Source organism: Prosthecobacter vanneervenii, assembly GCF_014203095.1.
Taxonomy (GTDB): domain Bacteria; phylum Verrucomicrobiota; class Verrucomicrobiia; order Verrucomicrobiales; family Verrucomicrobiaceae; genus Prosthecobacter; species Prosthecobacter vanneervenii.
In genome coordinates this window covers 184,709-202,451 of the sequence record NZ_JACHIG010000008.1, presented here as the reverse complement: position 1 = coordinate 202,451, position 17,743 = coordinate 184,709, and the positions used below count along the sequence as shown (strand labels likewise).

Sequence of the window (17,743 nt, the reverse complement as noted above, 5' to 3'; positions counted from 1 at the left end):
TCCTGATGCCGGTTTTTATAAGCGTGGCCCTGCTGGCATGCAAGCAGGAGGAGAAAAGACTTTGGGCGCTGCGGGTCGGCGAAGCGGCCGTGGGTTCCAGGAAGGAGACAAAATCATGCGCGCGCGTTTGCCACGCATCTCTCCGCCGGTATTTTGCCGCATGAGGCTACGCCTGCCCGTGCATGTCCTAGTGTTTCTGCTTCTTGTCTTTGGCTTGAGGCAGCCGGCTTTAGCGGCGTCGCAGCTCACGGTACGCATTGAGCCGCGCTGGGAAGGGAAGCCGCTCGTGCTTGATGCAGCCGGTTTAAAAAATGCGACTGGAGAAGTAATCTCTGTGTCTCGCATCGCAATGCTGCTTTCGCATGCAGAGCTGCAGCGGGAGGATGGCGGATGGATCGGCGCGAAGAACTGGGTGGCAACGGTGGATGTAGGAAGGCAGAAGCTGTCTTTCGTGCTCGATGGCATCCCCCCTGCGGTGTACCGCGCACTGAGGTTTGACTTGGGGCTGGATGACGCGGCCGACCACCAAGATGCCGCCTCGTGGCCTGCGGGTCACCCGTTGAACCCGGAGGTCAATCAACTGCACTGGAGCTGGCGTGGGCAGTACATCTTTCTCGCCATTGAGGGGCGCTATCGCCAGCCAGATGAAAAGCTCGGTGGCTACTCCTATCATCTGGCCGGGCAGAAATGCCGCGCCACGGTGGAGGTGCCGCTGGCAATGGACCTGCGCAATGACCAGCTGCTCACGCTCAGCCTGCATGCGGACCGCTTCTTCTCCGGAGCGCATGCCATCGAGATCAGCAAGGCCGACTCCACGCACTCCGGCGAAGATGGCGGTCTGGCGGAACGCATCGCGGACAATGCCGTACGCGCCTTCGGCATCGTGCGTCTGGAGCCTGATCTCTCGCCGAAACAAAGACCTGCAGCGGATGCCAGTTGGAAGCCCCCGTTGATCGCCGCCAAGATACCGCCTCATTTCCCGGCGGTGAATTTTCCGGCGGACAATCCGCTCACCGTGGCAGGTGTCAGCCTCGGCGACCGCTTGTTTCACGATGTGCGGCTTTCCATCAACAACACCCAGTCCTGCGCCAGCTGCCACGATACCAAGGCTGCATTCAGCGATCCACGCCGCTTCAGTCTCGGTGCGGAGGGCCAGTTAGGGAAGCGCAATGCCATGCCGCTTTTCAATCTCGCGTGGAAATCCTCCTTCTTCTGGGATGGTCGCGCCCCAACTCTGAGAGATCAGACCCTCCGTCCTATTCAGGACCCCGCAGAAATGCACGAGACACTCGACCACGTGCTGACAAAGATCGATGATCTCAAGCCAATGTTCCAGCGGGCATTTGGCAGCGATGAAATCACGCCAGACCGCATGGCACGCGCCATGGAGCAGTACTTGCTCACCCTTATCTCCGCAGACTCAAAAATGGATCGCATGGTCTCCGGCAAAGCTACACTCACAGAGCAGGAAAAGCACGGTTTCACCCTCTTCTTTACCGAGAGCGATCCAGGTCATGGAATCAAGGGCGGCGACTGCTTTCACTGCCACGGCGGTGCTCAGTTCAGCAACAGCCAGTTTCTCAACAACGGCCTCGATGACGATGCGGGCATACAGGACGAAGGCCTGGCTCAAGTGAGTGGCAAGCCAACGGACCGCGGCCGCTTCATGGTGCCCAGTTTGCGTAATGTGGCGCGCACCGCACCCTACATGCATGATGGCCGCTTCTCCACACTGGAGGAGGTCATTGAGCATTACGATCACGGTGTGAGAGCAAGCTCAACGCTGGACCCCAATCTGGCCAAACACCTGCGCAACCAAGGCCTCGGCCTCACGGTCGAGGACAAGGCCGCTCTCGTGGCGTTTCTCAAAACGCTCACGGATGAATCCTTCGGTGTAGAATGGAATGAGCCCGCCTCGAAATAGGAGCCACTGTGCTCGCTAGATCAGGCGGATATTCTTCCTCAGAAGAAACGATCTACGCATTAGCACGCAGCCAGGCAAAGCTGCGCTCGGCTTCGCCCTTCTGGTAGGCGATCTCAGCATCCTTTTTACTGGGACCTTCGGGAGCTTTGAAGCTGTCGATCTTGTGGCCGCGCTTGGCCATGTCCAGCCAGGCTTTAAACATCGGCGTGTCGCGGTGGTTGGGGAAGATCTTCCAGAACTCGTCTTTCTTCCACGCGAAGGGCCGGGCAAATCCCGAGATCGTTTCCACCTGCAGCGGCACGCCTGGAGCCAGTTCTGCAAAGCGTTTGGCATAGGCTTTGAAATCCACGATGCCATCACCCACGGCGGTCCACTGCACCACCGCTCCATTTTCATCTTCCCACAGCATGCTGTCACGCACGCTGCTGCAGATCGTGAGAGGCCCGAGCACTTCGAGATGCATCAGTGGTTCCTCCAAAGCCCAGACCGCGTTGCCGGGGTCGATGTTGGCTCCCACATAGCCTTTTCCTGCTGCCTCGATCAGCGCCTTCAGTTCATGAGACTGCATATCTCCCGCGTGGTTTTCCACGGCGATCTTGATGCCCTCTCCTTCAGCCTTGGACTGGCAGGCTTTGATGGTTTTGACCAGTGATTCAATGTGTCTCTGGATGCCACCATCACCCGAACGGTCTTTTTGATCGCCAAGATAGCAGCGCGCCACCGGAGAGCCCAGCGTCTTGGCGATGCGGATGGTCAGGCTCAGGTGCTCCTCCGCCGTGCCGTAGGTGTCCTTCCAGCGGTTGGAGGTGTTGCAGACGCAGCCGGTGCCCACGTAGAGTTTGATCCCGGCGCGGTCTGCCTGTTCTTTGAGACCTTTAAGATACCCTTCTTCAAAGTTCTCAAAGATAGGCAGCTCCGAGATGAACATCGTGTCCAGCTTCAGAGACGCAGCATAGTCGATAAACTGGCCCGCCTTCCATCCCGTGGCGCGTACGGCAAAGTGGTCGAGGCCGATGGCTAGTTTGGATCCCGTGGCAGCGCGGGAGAGCGATGCTGCGGCGGTGGCGGCGAGAGACTGCGCGAGGAAGGTGCGGCGATTCATGCCGCGCATGCTAGCGGAGCCGCATGAGCTGTCGATAAAGAAAGAGCAGTCTGAATAATCAGCGGATGATCAGCTTCACCGCTCCCTGTCCCTGACGGTCATCCGCAGAGGAGATGAGGATCTGGGCCAGGTGGTGGCCGCTGCGCCAGGGAGCGCCATTGATCGGCTTCACCTGCAGCAGGTAGGCACCCGTGCCCGCATTGCGGAAAGAGGTGATGTTGTTGCTGAAAGGGGCCTGCTGGCCTGGCACTTCAAAGTACTCCATCAGCGTAAAGTGGTCCTTCGTCAGATCCGTCACCGGCCATCCACCGCTGCTGACCAGCACGAGGATGTTGGCCGGATGCGTGTTGCCATTGGCTGCGGCACCCGCAGAGGCCTGAGCGGCGATGGTGAGCGCCGTGGCTCCGGGTGCAGGTGCTTTGACCGCAGCAGGCTTGGCTGCTGCTACAGGAACTACCGCTGGCTTGGGCGCCGGTGCTTCAAAGACGGGTTTTAGCACAGGGGCAGGAGTTGGCGCAGGTTTCACGGGGGCGGCTTTTTTTGCCGGTGCCGCTTTGGGCGCTGGCTTGGCAGGCTTCTTTGCTGGAGGAGCAGCTTTCGGTTTCTTAGTCGCTATGGCTGATTTGGAGGAAGCAGCAGGCTTTTTAGCCGGTGCCTTCTTGGGAGCAGGTTTCTTAGCCATAGTGATTTACGGGTCGGAATTGTTTCAATTTCCGTGAGGCTAGCAATACTTCCGGCCCTCTGTCGAGATTCCTCTTGGGTGAGGAATCGCAAATATTAAGGAGGCTGAGTGGGAGTGTGGCCGTTTTAAGAGGGATCAGGATTCTAGGGCTGGGTAGGCTTGCGGCTGAAATTGGTTTTCAGGTTTGGCTTTCTGAGTCGCGCAAGACGCTTGTCTTTGAAGGTATCTCTAGAACCTATGCCTGATCGAATGAACAGCATTCGAGTAATTCTATAAGAGGCGAAAATTCTGAAATAGGCGATTGCCAACAGACGGACCTCTAGATTATAAAGATTAGTTAGAATTTTAGGTTTGCGGCTTTTCTGTCACACTTCGCCTGTCTGGCAGCTCAGTAGACCCGTATAAATCATGAACGCGCTCTCCCACATCGGTTTTCCGCTGCTGCGTCCTCTTCCTGAACCCACTGGGTATGCGGATAGGTCGTTGGTACAAAGCATGCTGGCTGAGATTTCCAGAATCATTGGATTTTCTCAGGTCGGAGCATGGGCGTGGTTTGGAGCCAAAGACGCCATGGATGACCTCATGCCTTGGGGACGTGGCACATTGGTGACACGTCAGGGGGCTGGGGGAGGGGGGGAGATCCCCGAACCAACTCCGCCTGAATCGACCGTGCGGAATCTTCCTTTCTACCATGCCCCTGTGCTTCTGTCCGAGGTCCTGGAACTCCTTCAGCCTGCTCCAGGCAAGCTTTTTTTCGACGGCACACTGGGTGGTGGTGGGCATTCAGAAGCCTTGCTCCAGCATGGGGCACGCGTTGTGGCCATGGATCAGGACCTCAATGCGCTCAGGCATGCCACAGAGCGCCTGAAACCCTTTGCCGCTCAGTTCTGTGCCCTTCGTGGCAACTTCCGCAATTTCCCTCAGATCGTTGAGGAGACTGGAGTGTCAGGTTTTGATGGCATGCTGGTGGACATCGGTGTGTCCAGCCATCAGCTGGACGATGCCGCACGCGGCTTCTCTTTTATGAGGGACGGCCCGTTGGACCTGCGCATGGACACCGAGTCACCGCGCACCGCCGCCGACATCGTAAACACATACGAGGAAGCCGAGCTCGTGCGCATTTTCTTTGAATACGGGGAGGAAAACAACGCACGGCGCATCGTGCGCGCCATCCTCAAGGCCCGCAGCCTGGCGCCCATCCGCACCACGCTCCAGCTCGCAGACATCGTTGCCTCCGCCTCTCCCAAGCGCGGCAAACGCCATCCTGCCACGCTGGTCTTTCAGGCACTGCGCATCGCGGTGAATGACGAGCTAGCCGCACTGCATGATTTTCTGGCCGCAGCCCCGCGCTGGCTCAAGCCCGGCGGCAGGCTGGCGGTGATCTCCTTCCACTCGCTGGAGGACCGGATCGTCAAACAAACGCTGCAGCATCTTTCCGCCCCTTACATTGACCGCCCGGAATGGCCGGAGGCACGCAAAAACCCCGACTGCGTGCTCAAGCTCATCACCCGCAAGCCCGTGCAGGCCACGCCGCAGGAGATCGAACTCAACCCACGTGCGCGCAGCGCGGTGCTGCGTGTCGCCGAACGTCTGCCCGAATGAACCCACGTCAGCGCAACCGCTATCGCAACAGCCTGGGCCTCTCCACGCTCACGGCCATCCTGATCGTCGTCGCCTCCCTGGCGCTCGTCGGTCTGGGTATCGTCGTTAGCAAGAACCGCGTGCGGGCCATTGGCGAAGAGCAGCGCAAGGTCGAGTCCGAGATGCGTCTCCTCAATGCCGAAATCCTCGCGTTGAATAACCGCATCGAAACCATGCTCACGCGCGATCGCGTGCAGCCGCGCCTCACCAGCGTGGGCACCCTCCTTCGTCCGCTGACCAAGCAGAGCATTCTTTTCCTCAAACCTCTGCCCGCAGAGCCCCCCAAGGCCGAAGCGCCGGCACCGGCCCCTGATCCCTCCGTCGCCCAAATCATTCCCAAGCACTAGTGAGCCAGCCGCTGCCAAGTCAAATCCAGCTCCGCCGGGATCGCCCGGTCTGTCGCCGCATGCTGCTGCTGCTGTTTGTGCTGCTGGCGGGCTTTTCTCTCGTTACCTGGCGTCTGGCGGTCATTCAGATCAAGGAGTCTCCGCGCCTGGCCGCTCTGGCGGCTCAAAAGTATCAGCGCCACATCGTTCTGCCCGCGCATCGTGGCGCTATCAAGGATCTCAGCGGTGAATACCTTGCCCACGACGAAGACGTGCGCGAGCTCTACACGGACCGCACCCACCTGCGGGAGATCGTCACCGTTCGCCACCATCTGGCTGCCATCCAGGGAGTGAAAGCTCTCGAATTGCGCGAGAAGTTGACCGACGCAGAAACCATCAACGCCTACCATGACCACGTCGCCAAGGTGCTGGATGGCATCCTGCCACAGACGGAGAAGGAGATCCGCGCCCAGCTGGCCACCGACAAACCTGAAATCGTGCTGGCCAAACAGGTGGACGTGGAGACCGCCAAGGAGTGGTCTGATCTCTTCAAGACCCAGCACATCTTCGGCATTCACATGCGCCCCACCGTGGCACGCCGCTTTCCCGCCCAGGATCGCCTCTCCTTGGTGCTGGGAGACACCGACCCCAGCAACAAAGGCCGCTGGGGCGTCGAAAAGCTCATGGATGCCAGGCTCACCGGCGTGCCAGGAGAGCAGTTGATCGAGCGCGACAAATCCGGCCATGAGCTGCCCTCTTACCGTGGTCAGGCCACCGATCCCCAGCACGGCAGCGATGTGCACCTCACCATTGACATGCAGTTGCAGGACAACGTCGAGGCCATCTGCGAGCGCGCCTGGAAGACCTACGATGCCCGCCGTGCGGTTATTGTCGTCACCGAGCCTGCCACCGGCACCGTACTGGCCATGGCGGCGCGCCCGCACCGGGACGTCAACAACCCCGAGGCCAGCACCTGGACCAACCATGTGATTGCCGAGCCCTACGAACCCGGCTCCATCTTCAAAGTCGTTACCCTGGCGGCCGGGCTGGACAACCGCAAGATCACCGCAGGAGAGATGATCGACTGCGGCAACATGCACTACGAAGACCCGGTGCGGAAGGTGAAGCTCAGCGACGACGAGCCCCTCGGCATGCAGACCGTCAAGGGAGTGCTCGTGCACTCCAGCAACATTGGCATGTACAAAATCAGCAAACGTGTTGGACAGGACATGATGCTGGACTATGCCAGCAGGTTCGGATTCGGTGCTCCCACCGGGATCGGCCTCGTCGGCGAGAAAGCCGGCTACCTCAATACCGGCAAGTGGAGCAACACCACCTACTCACGCATGCCTATTGGATACGAAGTCTCAGTCACCCCCCTGCAAATGTGCATGGCCTACGGCGCCATTGCCAACGGGGGCGTGCTTATGAAGCCGCGGCTTATTGACCGCATTGTCAAACCCAACGGAGAAGCCGAAGTTCTCGAGCCCAGTCCGGTCTGGCAGGTCTGCACCGCCAAGACCGCCGCTACCCTGCGCGACTTCCTCGAAGGAGTCGTGCTCGAAGGCACCGGCAAGCGAGCCGCTCTGCCCGATGTCCGCGTCGGTGGCAAGACCGGCACCACCCGCCGCTATGATCCTGAAAAGAGGCGCTATATTGACGGTTCCTACCTGACCTCCTTTGTGGGCATGGCCCCCATCGACAACCCCAAGCTCGTCTGCCTCGTCATGCTGGACGATCCCAAGGCCGAAAGCGCCGCCATGATCCGTGGCGGTCGCGTGGCGGCTCCGATTTTCGCTGAGGTTGTGCGCGAGACTCTCGACCATCTGGCCATCCGCAACGAACGCCCTGTGAAGGTGGCGGTGAAAGGAGGCGCACAATGAAGCTGCGCGACTTCATCCCCCATCTCGACAAGCCCGCCGTCTCCGGCAGCTTGGACACGGAAATTACAGGGCTTGCCTACGACTCTCGTAATGTTGGTCCCGGCATCGCCTTCGTGGCCATCCGTGGCACGCATGCCGATGGCCACGCCTACATTGGCAAGGCCATCGAGCTCGGTGCCGCCGCTATCATCTCGGAGCAGGCACCGGCCGAAGACTGCACCGTCCCCTGGGTGCACGTGCGCCATTCCCGCATCGCCCTGGCTCAGGCCGCCGCCGCGCTCAATGGCCACCCTGCCAAGGCGCTGACCATTGCTGGCGTCACGGGCACAAATGGCAAGACCACCACGGCCTTCCTGCTTCATCACCTCTTCAATGCCGCACAGATGCGCAGCGGTCTGCTGGGCACCGTGTTTTATGATCTGGGTGGGGGAGAGCACGTGCCTGCCACCCACACCACGCCCGAGTCTCTCGAAATCCAGGGCCTGCTGGGCAGCATGCGTGACAATGGCTGTCGCGCCTGCGCCATGGAGGTGTCCTCCCACGCGCTGGACCAGGACCGCGTATTCGGTCTTCCGTTTGCCGCCGCCATCTTCACCAATCTGACCCAGGACCACCTGGACTACCATGGAACGATGGAGAAGTACTTCGAGGCCAAGGTGCGTCTCTTCCAGATCACGGCAGAATCCTCCTCTCGTTCCACGCTGGTGATCAATGCGGACGACGCCTGGGGGCGCAAGCTCATCCAGCGCTTTGAGCACACCGGGCGTGTGGTCCGCTTCGGCTTCGGCGTGGGTTGTGACTACCGTGCCGTCAATGTGCGTTACGATCTCACCGGCACCACCTTTGAGCTGGAGGCCAAAGGCCGCAGCTTCCTGGTGCGCTTGCCATTGATCGGCGACTTCAATGTGTATAACGCGCTCGGCGCACTTGCCGCCGCTCAGGGCGTGGGATTGAACCTCCGCGAGGCTATCAAGCACCTGCAAAACGCACCGCAGGTGCCTGGGCGCATGGAGCGCGTGTCTGAAAACACCCGCTTCCAGGTCTTTGTAGACTACGCACATACCCCGGACGGCATCGAAAACGCCGTGCGCACCGCACGTGCGCTGCGCCCTAGCCGCCTCATCACTGTGTTTGGTTGCGGTGGAGACCGCGATCGTGGCAAGCGCCCCAAAATGGCCGCCGCCGCCGAGGCTGGCAGCGACATCTGCGTACTCACCTCCGACAATCCACGCACCGAAGATCCGGTGCAGATTTTGAACGACACCAAGGCCGGCTTTGCCCGTCCGCAGAAGCACGCAGTCATCGTGGACCGTCGTGAGGCCATCCAGACCGCTCTGCAGCATGCCCGGGAAGGGGACATCGTCCTCATTGCCGGCAAGGGGCACGAGGACTATCAGGACATTCAGGGCAAGAAGCATCCCTTTGATGACCGCAAGGTTGCCCGTCAATATCTCCACCAGCTCAAGGCCGAACGTGCAGCCGAGCGCGAGGAGAAAGCCGCCGAACGTGAAGCCATGCGCGGAGGCTTCAACCGTCCTGATCGCCCAGACCGCCCCGATCGATTTGACCGATGATCCCGGTTCCACTCCAGACACTTGCCGGTTTCGCAGCAGGCACGCTGCGAGGGGATGGTGCGTGTCTGGTCACCAGCGTAAACACCGACTCCCGCAAGATCACCGCTGGCGAGGTCTTTGTGGCGCTGGTGGGAGACAGGTTCGATGCGCATGATTTCATCCCGCAGGTGGCTGCTTCAGGAGCGGCTGCAGTGGTCGTCAGCAAAATCAATCCTGCCTGGGGGGCGCTGCCTTGTGCCGTCATCGAGGTGGGAGACACCCTCCTGGCTTTGCAGAAGATGGCCGCAGGTTATCGTCAGCACCACGGTGCTCTGATCATCGGCCTGACTGGCAGCAACGGCAAGACCTCCACCAAGGATCTCACAGCCGCCGTTATGGCGCGCAAATGCCAGACCCGCGCCACGCTGGGAAATCTAAACAACCACATCGGTCTGCCGCTCACCCTGCTTTCGCTGCGTGAAGGAGACCAGTGCTGCGTGGCCGAGATGGGTATGAACCATGCTGGAGAGATCAAGGTGCTCACCGACATCGCGCGCCCGGATGCCGGCATCATCACCAATGTTGGCATGGCTCACATCGAGCATCTCGGCACACAGGACGCCATCGCCTGGGAGAAAGGCACTCTCGCAGCCAGCGTTCGCGCGGGTGGTGTGGTGGTTCTGAACGCCAACGACAAGTACAGCGAGGTCATCTCCCGCCACTGCCAGGCCAGCGTGTCGATGGCCGGTGTCGGTCGCGGAGATGTCAGCGCCTCCAATCTGCGCGCCGATGCCACAGGCACCACCTTCACCCTCGATTTCAGCGGTGAGAAGCTCGAAACACGCCTCCCTATTCTCGGAGAGCACATGGTGGGAAATGCCGCTTTGGCAGCTTGCATGGGCTGGCGTCAGGGCATCGCGCCTGCGGAAGTCGCCGAGGCATTGAATCAAGTCAAACTGACCGGCGGGCGCGTCGAGCCCAAGGTGGTCCATGGCATCCAGTTCATCGATGACTCTTACAACGCCAATCCCGACAGCATGATCGCTGGTCTGCGCACTCTAAGCACGCTCGGAGAGGGCCGCCGCGTGGCCGTGCTAGGCCGCATGGGAGAGCTGGGCCCCATCGCTGAAGCCGAGCACCGCCGGGTGGGCGAGTTCGCAGCATCTCTCAAACTGGACGCCGTTTTCAGTGTCGGCGGCAGCGAGGCCGCCTGGATCACCGAGGCTTCGAAAAACGTCCCGTCCGAACACTTCCCCGATCACGCCACCTGTGCTGCTCATCTGCGCCAGTGGCTGCGCACCGGGGATGTGGTGCTGCTCAAAGGCAGCCGCTCCGCCCGCATGGAACAAGTCCTCACGCATTTTTCCGCCTCATGATGTACTGGCTTTACGAATTCAGGGAATGGCTCATCGCTCATCAATGGATCAGCGATGACGCTGCTCTGTACAAGATTCTCAACCTCTTCAAGTATCACACCTTCCGTGCTGGCGGCGCTGCGCTCACAGCCTTTGCGCTCTCCCTCATGTATGGCGATCGCCTGATCCGCAAACTCATCTCCCTCAAGATCGGCCAGCCCATCCGTACGGCGGAGGAGGTGCACAAGCTGCACGAACTCCATGGTAAAAAAGCTGGCACCCCCACCATGGGCGGCATCCTCATCCTCTCTGCCATCGTCCTTTCCACGCTGCTCTGGGCCAAATGGGACAATATCATGGTGTGGACCGTCCTCTTCACCACCATCGGTCTCGGTGCCTTGGGCTTTCGAGATGACTATCTCAAGATCAGCAAGAAGAACTCCAAAGGCGTCAGTGCCCGCACCAAGCTCGTCTGGCAGACCTCGGTGGCCATCGTGGCCGGTCTTCTTTTCGCTTATGCTGTTCCTGGAGAAAACGGCATCACCCTCCGCGCTCTGTACATCCCGTTTGTGAAAGATGCGGTGATCACGGACATGCACCTCTTTGCTGTGGGTCTGTTTGCCCTCATCATTGTGGGTTCTTCCAATGCAGTGAACCTAACCGATGGTCTCGACGGCCTGGCCACCGGCTGCTCCATCACCACCTCACTGGCCTATGCTGCGTTTGGTTATGTCTGCGGCAATGCCAAATACTCCGACTACCTCGGCGTGGCACACAACAGCCTGGCTAATGAACTGCCCATCGTGGCCATGGCCATGGCCGGCGCCTGCCTCGGCTTCCTTTGGTTCAATGCGCATCCTGCCAAGATGTTCATGGGAGACACTGGCTCCCTCGCGCTTGGCGGCTGCATTGCCTCGCTGGCCATCGGCTGTAAACAGGAGATCGTTCTCGCTCTCGTTGGCGGCGTCTTCGTCATGGAGGCCATGAGCGTCATCCTGCAGGTCTGGAGCTTCAAGAAGCGCGGCAAGCGCATCTTCCGCATGGCTCCGATCCATCATCACTTTGAGCTCGGTGGCTGGCATGAGAACCAGGTCATCGTCCGCTTCTGGGTGCTCTCCCTGTTCTTCGCCATGCTCGGCCTTGCCACGCTCAAGCTTCGTTAATTCTCATGCGTTTCGCCTCACAACATTTCGCCATTCTCGGCGCTGGTCGCAGCGGCCTCGGTGCCGCGCGTCTTGCACGCCTGCATGGCGCTGAGGTGACGATCTTTGATGAAGGAGACAAGGCAAAGCAGGTCGAGGACTTCCGTTGCGTGCTCGGCCAGCCTGCGCGCGATCTGGTCGTCAAGCTCGGCGACTTTGACAAGGTCATCATCAGCCCCGGTCTCGATGAGCACTGGCCGTTGCCAAAGAAGTTCACCGATGCCGGTGTGCCGCTGGTAGGAGAGACGGAGTTTGCCTTCCAGCTTACCGACATGGCGCTGGCCGCCATCACCGGCACCAATGGCAAGAGCACTTGCACCGAGCTCATCGCTACGCTCTTCAACGGCTGCGGCATGAAGTCTGTGCCCTGTGGCAATCACGGCATGTCCCTCAGCGAAGTCGTCGCCAGCGGGGTTCACTACGACGTGCTCGCCCTAGAGATCAGCAGCTTCCAGTTGGAAACCATCCGCGACTTCCGTGCTCGCGCCAGCCTGTGGCTGAACTTCGCCCCGGATCATCTGGACCGCTATCCGGACATGGAGTCCTACTACAAGGCCAAGGCCCGCATCTTTGAAAACGTCACGGCAGACGATATCGCCATCGTCCGTGCCGGGGAAAGCGTATCGTCAGGTGCAGCCCAGCGCTGGACTTTCTCCGCCTATGGTGCGGAGGCGGATTACACCTACCGCGATGGCGCTTTTTATCACCATGGCGAAAAGATCGGCAGCGCCAGAGGGCTGAAGCTTCGTGGAAAGCACAACATGGAAAACGTGCTTGCCGCCCTCATGACCGGCCGCGTTTACGGCCTGCAGTTTGCTGACATGCTCAAGGCGATGGAGAGCTACGAGCCGCCGCGCCACCGCTGCGAACTGGTTCGCACTCTCCATGACCGCGAGTACATCAATGACTCCAAGGCCACCAATCTCCACGCACTGGAGGCCTGTCTGCGCTCCCAGGAGCGTCCGATTGTGCTCATCGCCGGCGGCAAGGACAAGGAACTCGATTATTCCCCCCTGCGTTCCGAACTCAACGGGCAGGTGCGCGCCATGGTGCTCATTGGCGAGATTGCTCAGCAGTTGAAACAGACATTTGGTGACCTTCTGCCCTGCCAGTGCGCCACAGACATGGCTGATGCCGTGCAGCAGGCCACCGCGCTCTCTCAGCCTGGAGATGCCATCATCCTTAGTCCGGGTACTTCGTCCTTCGACATGTACACCGGCTACGCCCAGCGCGGCGAGGTCTTCCGTGAAGCCGTTGCCGCTTTGAATTGAATTTTAATACACGCAATCCCGACAATCCCTGACCCATAGGTGTTATGAAGATGAAACCCAAGCCTAAAGAAGCCAAGCTGCTCCTGAACCTGATGGACGGTGAGCGGCACCGCCACCGCGTGGCGCTCGTGACCGAAGAAGGCGAATGGAACCAGCACGAGCCCAACTCCGGCATGGCACGCATGTTTGTCGTCATGCTGCTCATCCATGTGGTCCTCATTGGCGGCATCATCATCTATGATTTCCTGGGCAGCGATGACAAGCCCCAGCAGACAGTCACTCAGGCTGCACGTGCGCTGAACTCCAGCAGCGGACTGCCGGTGACTGCGCCTGAAGTCGTCAGCGCCCAGGCCCGCGCCGTGGCGGATACGGAGCAGTATGACAACTACGAGATGCACTCGGGCGATTCGATCAAATCCATCGCGGCCAAGTTCGGCACCACTGAGGCGGAGATCACCCGCTTGAACATGATCGACAAAGGCCTGCAGATTGGTCCCGGCACGACCTTGCGCGTGCCCAAGCAGGCTGTGCCCAGCGCCATTCCCGTGGATCCCAAAACGCTCAGGCCTGTGGCGGCCAAGGACGATGCTCCCAAGGCCATCCCAGTCACGCGTGACCAGCCGCCGGCCACCGCCAAGGTGCCCAGCGAGGCAGTCAAGCCCGCCGATGCCCCTGCCAGCCTGTCCGCCGCCACCATGGCACCCATCTCCCCGCTGACTCCGCTTGAAGCCCCGCCCGTCACCACCTCGCTGGTGGCCGCAGCAGATGCTCCTGCCACAGCTCCGGTCCCGGCTGCTCAGGTCGCTGCCCTTCCGCGTCCTTCCAATCCACGCGCTGTCTCCCTTTTGGAAGAAAATGCACCCAAGGCCGACACCACCAAGCCACGCGAGGAGACTAAGCAGACGGCTAAAGCCGAGGTCAAGCCGCTGGCAAAGCCCACCCCGGTGCCGCCGCCGACACAGATGCTGAAGAAAATCGCCGAGGCCCCCCCAGCCACCAAAAAAGCGGAGACCTCTAAAAAGACCTCCTCTGATGCTCCTCCAAAGACGGCTGCCAAGTCCTCGTCTTCCCGCACCCACACGTTGAAATCCGGAGAAACGCTCTACCGCCTCGCCTCCAAGTATGGTGTCTCCGTGGCCGCCATTCAGAAGGCCAACAACATCAAAAATCCCAACTCCATGCGCGATGGCATGAAGCTGGTCATCCCTGCAAAATAATCAGTCTTCACCGCCGTAGGCTGCATGGCCAAGTACTCCATCCTCCTCTTCATGCTCGCAGTGCTGTCGCTGATCGCGCTCGGCATCACCATGCTGGCGAGCACGACTTTCGAAGTCGCTCAGGAGGGCAGTGAGGACTACGTGACTCTCTGGCGCCAGCTTGGCTGGCTGGCTGTGGCCAGTCTGGCATGTGTGATCATGGCCGTGGTGGACTACAATGTCTTGCTGCGCTGGCGCTGGCACATCCTCATCGTGGCTTCCGTGCTGTTGGCGCTGTGCTACGTGCCTATGATTGGAGTAAAGATCAACGGTTCCCGCCGCTGGATCGGCCTGCAGGCGTTGGGCGTGGGTGGGTTCCGTGTTCAGCCTTCAGAGTTTGCCAAGATCGCACTGATCATCGCGCTGGCAGGCTGGTATGGCACACACCAGACGCTCACGCGCACCTTCTTGCGTGGGTTTCTGCTGCCCGGCTTCATGCTGCTCGGCGTCGTGGCCCTGATTGGCTGCGAGTTCGACCTCGGCAGCGCCTTGCTCGCCTCCGCTGTAGGGCTGGGGGTCATGTTTGTGGCAGGTTCCAAAATGCGCTACCTGGCCATCATCGTGCTGCTCTGCGGCGGCGGTCTCGTGGCTGGGATCAAGTTTCTGCCCAACCGCTTTGAGCGCATCATGGTCACATTCGACCTCGAAAAACACCGGGAGGACCTCGGCCTCCAGCAGTGGGTGTCCAAGCTGGCCTTCGGCTCCGGCGGTCTGGAAGGCCGCGGCCTGGGGGAGGGGCGCATGAAGCTCTCCTACCTTCCTGAAGCTCACACCGACTTCATTTTTCCCATGGTTGGAGAGGAGTTGGGCCTGCGTGGCACGGCGGCGGTGGTTCTGGCTTTTGCCGTGCTGGTCATGGCCGGGATGGTCGTTTCTGCGTACGCGCCGAACCGTTTTGGCAAGCTTTTAGGTGCCGGACTTACTTTTTTATTAGGCATGGAAGCGCTCTTGAACATGGGCGTGACCACTGCTTTGCTGCCAAACAAGGGATTGCCACTGCCCTTCGTAAGTTACGGAGGGTCCAGCCTGGTCGCCGCGATGGTCGCGGTTGGCATCCTGATCAACATCCATCGCCAGGGCGTGCATCTGACCTGGGATCAGCTTCCCGTGATCCGCAGAAAGCGCCGCTGGACTCCACAGCTTTAGCCTTTTGAATCTGAGTGAAACAGAAAAATTCGAAGTCCATCCACGCCCTTATCGCGTGCGGTGGCACCGGAGGGCATTTGTTCCCCGGGATTGCCGTCGGTGAGGTTCTCGCCTCACGTGGTCACGATGTGACCCTCCTTATCAGTGAGAAGAAGATCGACACCCTGGCTGCTTCGGGGCACCCGGAGCTTCGGTTTGAGAAGATGCCCTTTCTGGCCATGCCCAAGCCGTGGTCGCCCAAAATGTTCGGCTTCCTCAAAGGACTCTGGCAGGGCACCAAGGCCTGCCGCAAGATCATTCGCGACCATCAGGTGGACGTGGTGCTCGGCATGGGCGGCTTCACCTCCTTTGCTCCGTTGTATGCTGGTCGCAAAGAAGGCTGCAGCACCCTCATCCACGAAAGCAACGCCATCCCCGGAAAAGCCAACCGCCTCAATGCCCGCTTCAGCGACATCGTTCTCTGTGGCCTTGATGCCTGCAAAAACCACTTCCCCAAGCACGGGGACGTGCGCGTCGTCGGCACCCCGATCCGCAGCAGCATGCGCAAGCAGAACAGCGACGATCCGCATGCCTTCTTCAAGCTCGACAAGGATAAGCGCACTCTCCTCATCATGGGCGGCAGTCAGGGCGCACGTGGCGTGAACCGGGCTGTCGGCATGGCGCTCGAGGAGTTTGAAAAAATGGGCATCCAGGTCCTGCACATCGCCGGCCCCACCGACTACGAGGAGGTGCGGGACGTCTATGCCAAACACCCCCTGCTCAAGCAGCACGTGGCTGCCTTCTGCCATCGCATGGATCTGGCTTACCGCGTGGCGGACCTCGCCATCGCACGTTCCGGCGCATCCTCCATGTCAGAGCTGGCCTACTTCGGTGTTCCCAGCCTCTTGGTTCCCTATCCCTACGCGGCCGAAGATCACCAGACCCGCAATGCGGAGATCTTTGACAAGGCAGGCGCCGCCATGCTCATGGGCGAAAGCGACCTCAACGCCGACACCCTGGCCGATGCAGTTCGCAGCGTCTTCAATGACACACGCAAAGCTGGCGAAATGAAAAAGGCGGCGCAGAAGCTCGCGGTCAAAAACTCCGCCGAAAAAATCGCCGACCTGCTGGTCAAAACGGTCCAGGGCTGATTCTTTGCCGATTTTGCCAAATCCTGCGCCATCCCGCTGCCGGGCGTGATCCCTGTTTGAAACACGGGCCTCGCTCGTTATGTATCTTCCCCTCAAAATCCCAACCTGACCCCTTTATGAACCTCACACGAACAGCCTACGGCACCTGGAGCGGCGGACGTTTCATGCACTATGGAGAGCAGCTCTCCGAGGAGCATTACATGCAGCTCATGCGCGATTCTTTCGCCAAGGGTGTGCGCACCTTCGTCACTGCAGATGTGTACGGTGTGGGGCGCGCAGATGCTCTTCTCGGCGAGGCTCTCAAAGGCATCCCCCGCGAGGAATACTGCCTCGTGGGCATCGTGGGGCATGACATCTATGAAGGCATCCGCCAGGGCTCCCGCGGCTACCCCCGCTTCACCGATCCCTCCCTGCGCGGCCCGGACAAGTACTACGACTACCTCAAGATGGCTACGGAGAAGAGCCTGGAGCGCTGCCAGACCTCCAAGTTTGACCTCCTCATGCTGCACAACCCGGACAGCATCAGCTACACCAGCGACAAAGTATGGGACGCCTTCACCGCTCTCAAAACCGACGGTCTCACCGATCGCCTCGGCATCGCCCCTGGACCTGCCAACGGCTTCACCCTCGACATGATCGAGTGCTTTGAGCGCTTCGGTGATCGGATGGACTGGGCCATGATCATCCTTAACCCCTTCGAGCCTTGGCCGGGCCAGCACGTCCTCGGCGCTGCGGCCAAGAACAACGTCGACATCCTGGCCCGCGTGGTCGATTACGGCGGCCTGTTCCATGATGATGTGAAGCCTGGGCATAAGTTCCGCGATGGCGACCACCGCACGCATCGTCCGGGTGACTGGATCGAGCACGGCGTCGAAAAACTCGAAAAAGTGCGCCCGATCGCCCTGAAACACGGCCTCACCATGCTTCAGCTGGCCTGCCTTTGGACTCTCGGCAACACGGCCGTGAAAAGCGTGGTGCCCACCCTTATCCAGGAGCACGGCGAAGGAGCCCGCTCTATCGAGAGCAAGCTCGACGAACTCGCCGCTCTGCCTGCGCAGTGTCTTTCCACGGAAGAGATCGAAACCATCCGCCAGATCGGGGACAATACCGGCTGCATGGCCCTCAAGGGGGCCAGCCAACGTCACGAAGGCCAGGAACCCCGTGCCGATGAGTGGCCCATGCGCCCAGATCTCCTCACCCTCGCCACGCGCTGGAGTTTGGGTACAAGCTGGTAGGCCATTTGCATGTTGGCGGTTCCGCGACGAAAGAGTC

At 60.3% G+C, this 17,743-nt stretch carries 14 protein-coding genes; 12 read left to right on the top strand and 2 right to left on the bottom strand.

What is annotated here, in order from left to right; translation table 11 throughout:
* The first annotated feature begins 37 nt into the window (after positions 1 to 37).
* On the top strand, positions 38 to 1,924 hold the full coding sequence (locus HNQ65_RS27005; RefSeq protein WP_343076570.1) for an MbnP family protein: 1,887 nt from the start codon (positions 38 to 40) through the stop codon (positions 1,922 to 1,924).
* Positions 1,925 to 1,976: 52 nt separating this feature from the next.
* Here the strand turns inward: HNQ65_RS27005 and HNQ65_RS18205 are convergent, their stop codons facing one another.
* Both HNQ65_RS18205 and HNQ65_RS18200 read right to left on the bottom strand, forming a co-directional pair.
* Entirely contained in the window at positions 1,977 to 3,026 is a 1,050-nt protein-coding gene (locus tag HNQ65_RS18205) for a sugar phosphate isomerase/epimerase family protein (protein ID WP_184341577.1), read from the bottom strand.
* A 58-nt stretch (positions 3,027 to 3,084) separates the two neighbouring features.
* Positions 3,085 to 3,708, bottom strand: coding sequence for a hypothetical protein (locus HNQ65_RS18200; protein WP_184341575.1), 624 nt, complete (start codon positions 3,706 to 3,708; stop codon positions 3,085 to 3,087).
* A 606-nt stretch (positions 3,709 to 4,314) separates the two neighbouring features.
* Here HNQ65_RS18200 and rsmH point away from each other — a divergent pair.
* The 11 genes from rsmH (at position 4,315) to HNQ65_RS18145 (ending at position 17,706) form a co-directional block, all read left to right on the top strand.
* Positions 4,315 to 5,310, top strand: a complete 996-nt coding sequence (rsmH, locus tag HNQ65_RS18195) for a 16S rRNA (cytosine(1402)-N(4))-methyltransferase RsmH (RefSeq protein ID WP_408004806.1) — start codon at positions 4,315 to 4,317, stop codon at positions 5,308 to 5,310.
* Positions 5,307 to 5,696 carry a hypothetical protein gene (locus HNQ65_RS18190; protein ID WP_184341573.1) on the top strand — a complete coding sequence of 130 codons (390 nt, stop codon included), beginning with the start codon at positions 5,307 to 5,309 and terminating at the stop codon, positions 5,694 to 5,696. The genes rsmH and HNQ65_RS18190 overlap by 4 nt, the downstream gene beginning before the upstream one ends.
* Before the next feature lie 59 nt (positions 5,697 to 5,755).
* Positions 5,756 to 7,558 (top strand): peptidoglycan D,D-transpeptidase FtsI family protein, encoded by a 1,803-nt coding sequence (locus tag HNQ65_RS18185; protein WP_184341571.1) that lies wholly within the window; start codon positions 5,756 to 5,758, stop codon positions 7,556 to 7,558.
* Positions 7,555 to 9,132: a UDP-N-acetylmuramoyl-L-alanyl-D-glutamate--2,6-diaminopimelate ligase gene (locus HNQ65_RS18180; RefSeq protein WP_184341569.1), complete on the top strand. Its 1,578-nt coding sequence runs from the start codon at positions 7,555 to 7,557 to the stop codon at positions 9,130 to 9,132. Before HNQ65_RS18185 ends, HNQ65_RS18180 begins: the two co-directional genes overlap by 4 nt.
* Positions 9,129 to 10,487, top strand: coding sequence for a UDP-N-acetylmuramoyl-tripeptide--D-alanyl-D-alanine ligase (locus HNQ65_RS18175; protein WP_184341567.1), 1,359 nt, complete (start codon positions 9,129 to 9,131; stop codon positions 10,485 to 10,487). The genes HNQ65_RS18180 and HNQ65_RS18175 overlap by 4 nt, the downstream gene beginning before the upstream one ends.
* Positions 10,484 to 11,629: a phospho-N-acetylmuramoyl-pentapeptide-transferase gene (gene mraY, locus HNQ65_RS18170; RefSeq protein ID WP_184341565.1), complete on the top strand. Its 1,146-nt coding sequence runs from the start codon at positions 10,484 to 10,486 to the stop codon at positions 11,627 to 11,629. The genes HNQ65_RS18175 and mraY overlap by 4 nt, the downstream gene beginning before the upstream one ends.
* A 5-nt stretch (positions 11,630 to 11,634) precedes the next feature.
* A complete protein-coding gene (gene murD, locus HNQ65_RS18165; RefSeq protein ID WP_184341563.1) occupies positions 11,635 to 12,939 on the top strand; it encodes a UDP-N-acetylmuramoyl-L-alanine--D-glutamate ligase in 1,305 nt (434 codons plus the stop codon).
* A gap of 50 nt (positions 12,940 to 12,989) precedes the next feature.
* The gene (locus HNQ65_RS18160) at positions 12,990 to 14,156 is read left to right on the top strand and encodes a LysM peptidoglycan-binding domain-containing protein (RefSeq protein ID WP_184341561.1); all 1,167 of its coding nucleotides are present in this window, start codon (positions 12,990 to 12,992) and stop codon (positions 14,154 to 14,156) included.
* Positions 14,157 to 14,180: 24 nt separating this feature from the next.
* The gene (locus HNQ65_RS18155; protein ID WP_184341559.1) at positions 14,181 to 15,341 is read left to right on the top strand and encodes an FtsW/RodA/SpoVE family cell cycle protein; all 1,161 of its coding nucleotides are present in this window, start codon (positions 14,181 to 14,183) and stop codon (positions 15,339 to 15,341) included.
* A 14-nt stretch (positions 15,342 to 15,355) separates the two neighbouring features.
* Positions 15,356 to 16,471, top strand: a complete 1,116-nt coding sequence (gene murG, locus HNQ65_RS18150; RefSeq protein WP_184341557.1) for an undecaprenyldiphospho-muramoylpentapeptide beta-N-acetylglucosaminyltransferase — start codon at positions 15,356 to 15,358, stop codon at positions 16,469 to 16,471.
* A gap of 116 nt (positions 16,472 to 16,587) precedes the next feature.
* Positions 16,588 to 17,706, top strand: coding sequence for an aldo/keto reductase (locus HNQ65_RS18145; RefSeq protein ID WP_184341555.1), 1,119 nt, complete (start codon positions 16,588 to 16,590; stop codon positions 17,704 to 17,706).
* Positions 17,707 to 17,743: the final 37 nt, after the last annotated feature.

Bases quoted from the DNA above. Each gene is read 5' to 3' on its own strand.
- HNQ65_RS27005 (WP_343076570.1), top strand. From the start codon at position 38: ATGCAAGCAGGAGGAGAAAAGACTTTGGGCGCTGCGGGTCGGCGAAGC.
- HNQ65_RS18205 (WP_184341577.1), bottom strand. From the start codon at position 3,026: ATGAATCGCCGCACCTTCCTCGCGCAGTCTCTCGCCGCCACCGCCGCA.
- HNQ65_RS18200 (WP_184341575.1), bottom strand. From the start codon at position 3,708: ATGGCTAAGAAACCTGCTCCCAAGAAGGCACCGGCTAAAAAGCCTGCT.
- HNQ65_RS18190 (WP_184341573.1), top strand. From the start codon at position 5,307: ATGAACCCACGTCAGCGCAACCGCTATCGCAACAGCCTGGGCCTCTCC.
- HNQ65_RS18185 (WP_184341571.1), top strand. From the start codon at position 5,756: ATGCTGCTGCTGCTGTTTGTGCTGCTGGCGGGCTTTTCTCTCGTTACC.
- HNQ65_RS18180 (WP_184341569.1), top strand. From the start codon at position 7,555: ATGAAGCTGCGCGACTTCATCCCCCATCTCGACAAGCCCGCCGTCTCC.
- HNQ65_RS18175 (WP_184341567.1), top strand. From the start codon at position 9,129: ATGATCCCGGTTCCACTCCAGACACTTGCCGGTTTCGCAGCAGGCACG.
- mraY (WP_184341565.1), top strand. From the start codon at position 10,484: ATGATGTACTGGCTTTACGAATTCAGGGAATGGCTCATCGCTCATCAA.
- murD (WP_184341563.1), top strand. From the start codon at position 11,635: ATGCGTTTCGCCTCACAACATTTCGCCATTCTCGGCGCTGGTCGCAGC.
- HNQ65_RS18160 (WP_184341561.1), top strand. From the start codon at position 12,990: ATGAAACCCAAGCCTAAAGAAGCCAAGCTGCTCCTGAACCTGATGGAC.
- HNQ65_RS18155 (WP_184341559.1), top strand. From the start codon at position 14,181: ATGGCCAAGTACTCCATCCTCCTCTTCATGCTCGCAGTGCTGTCGCTG.
- HNQ65_RS18145 (WP_184341555.1), top strand. From the start codon at position 16,588: ATGAACCTCACACGAACAGCCTACGGCACCTGGAGCGGCGGACGTTTC.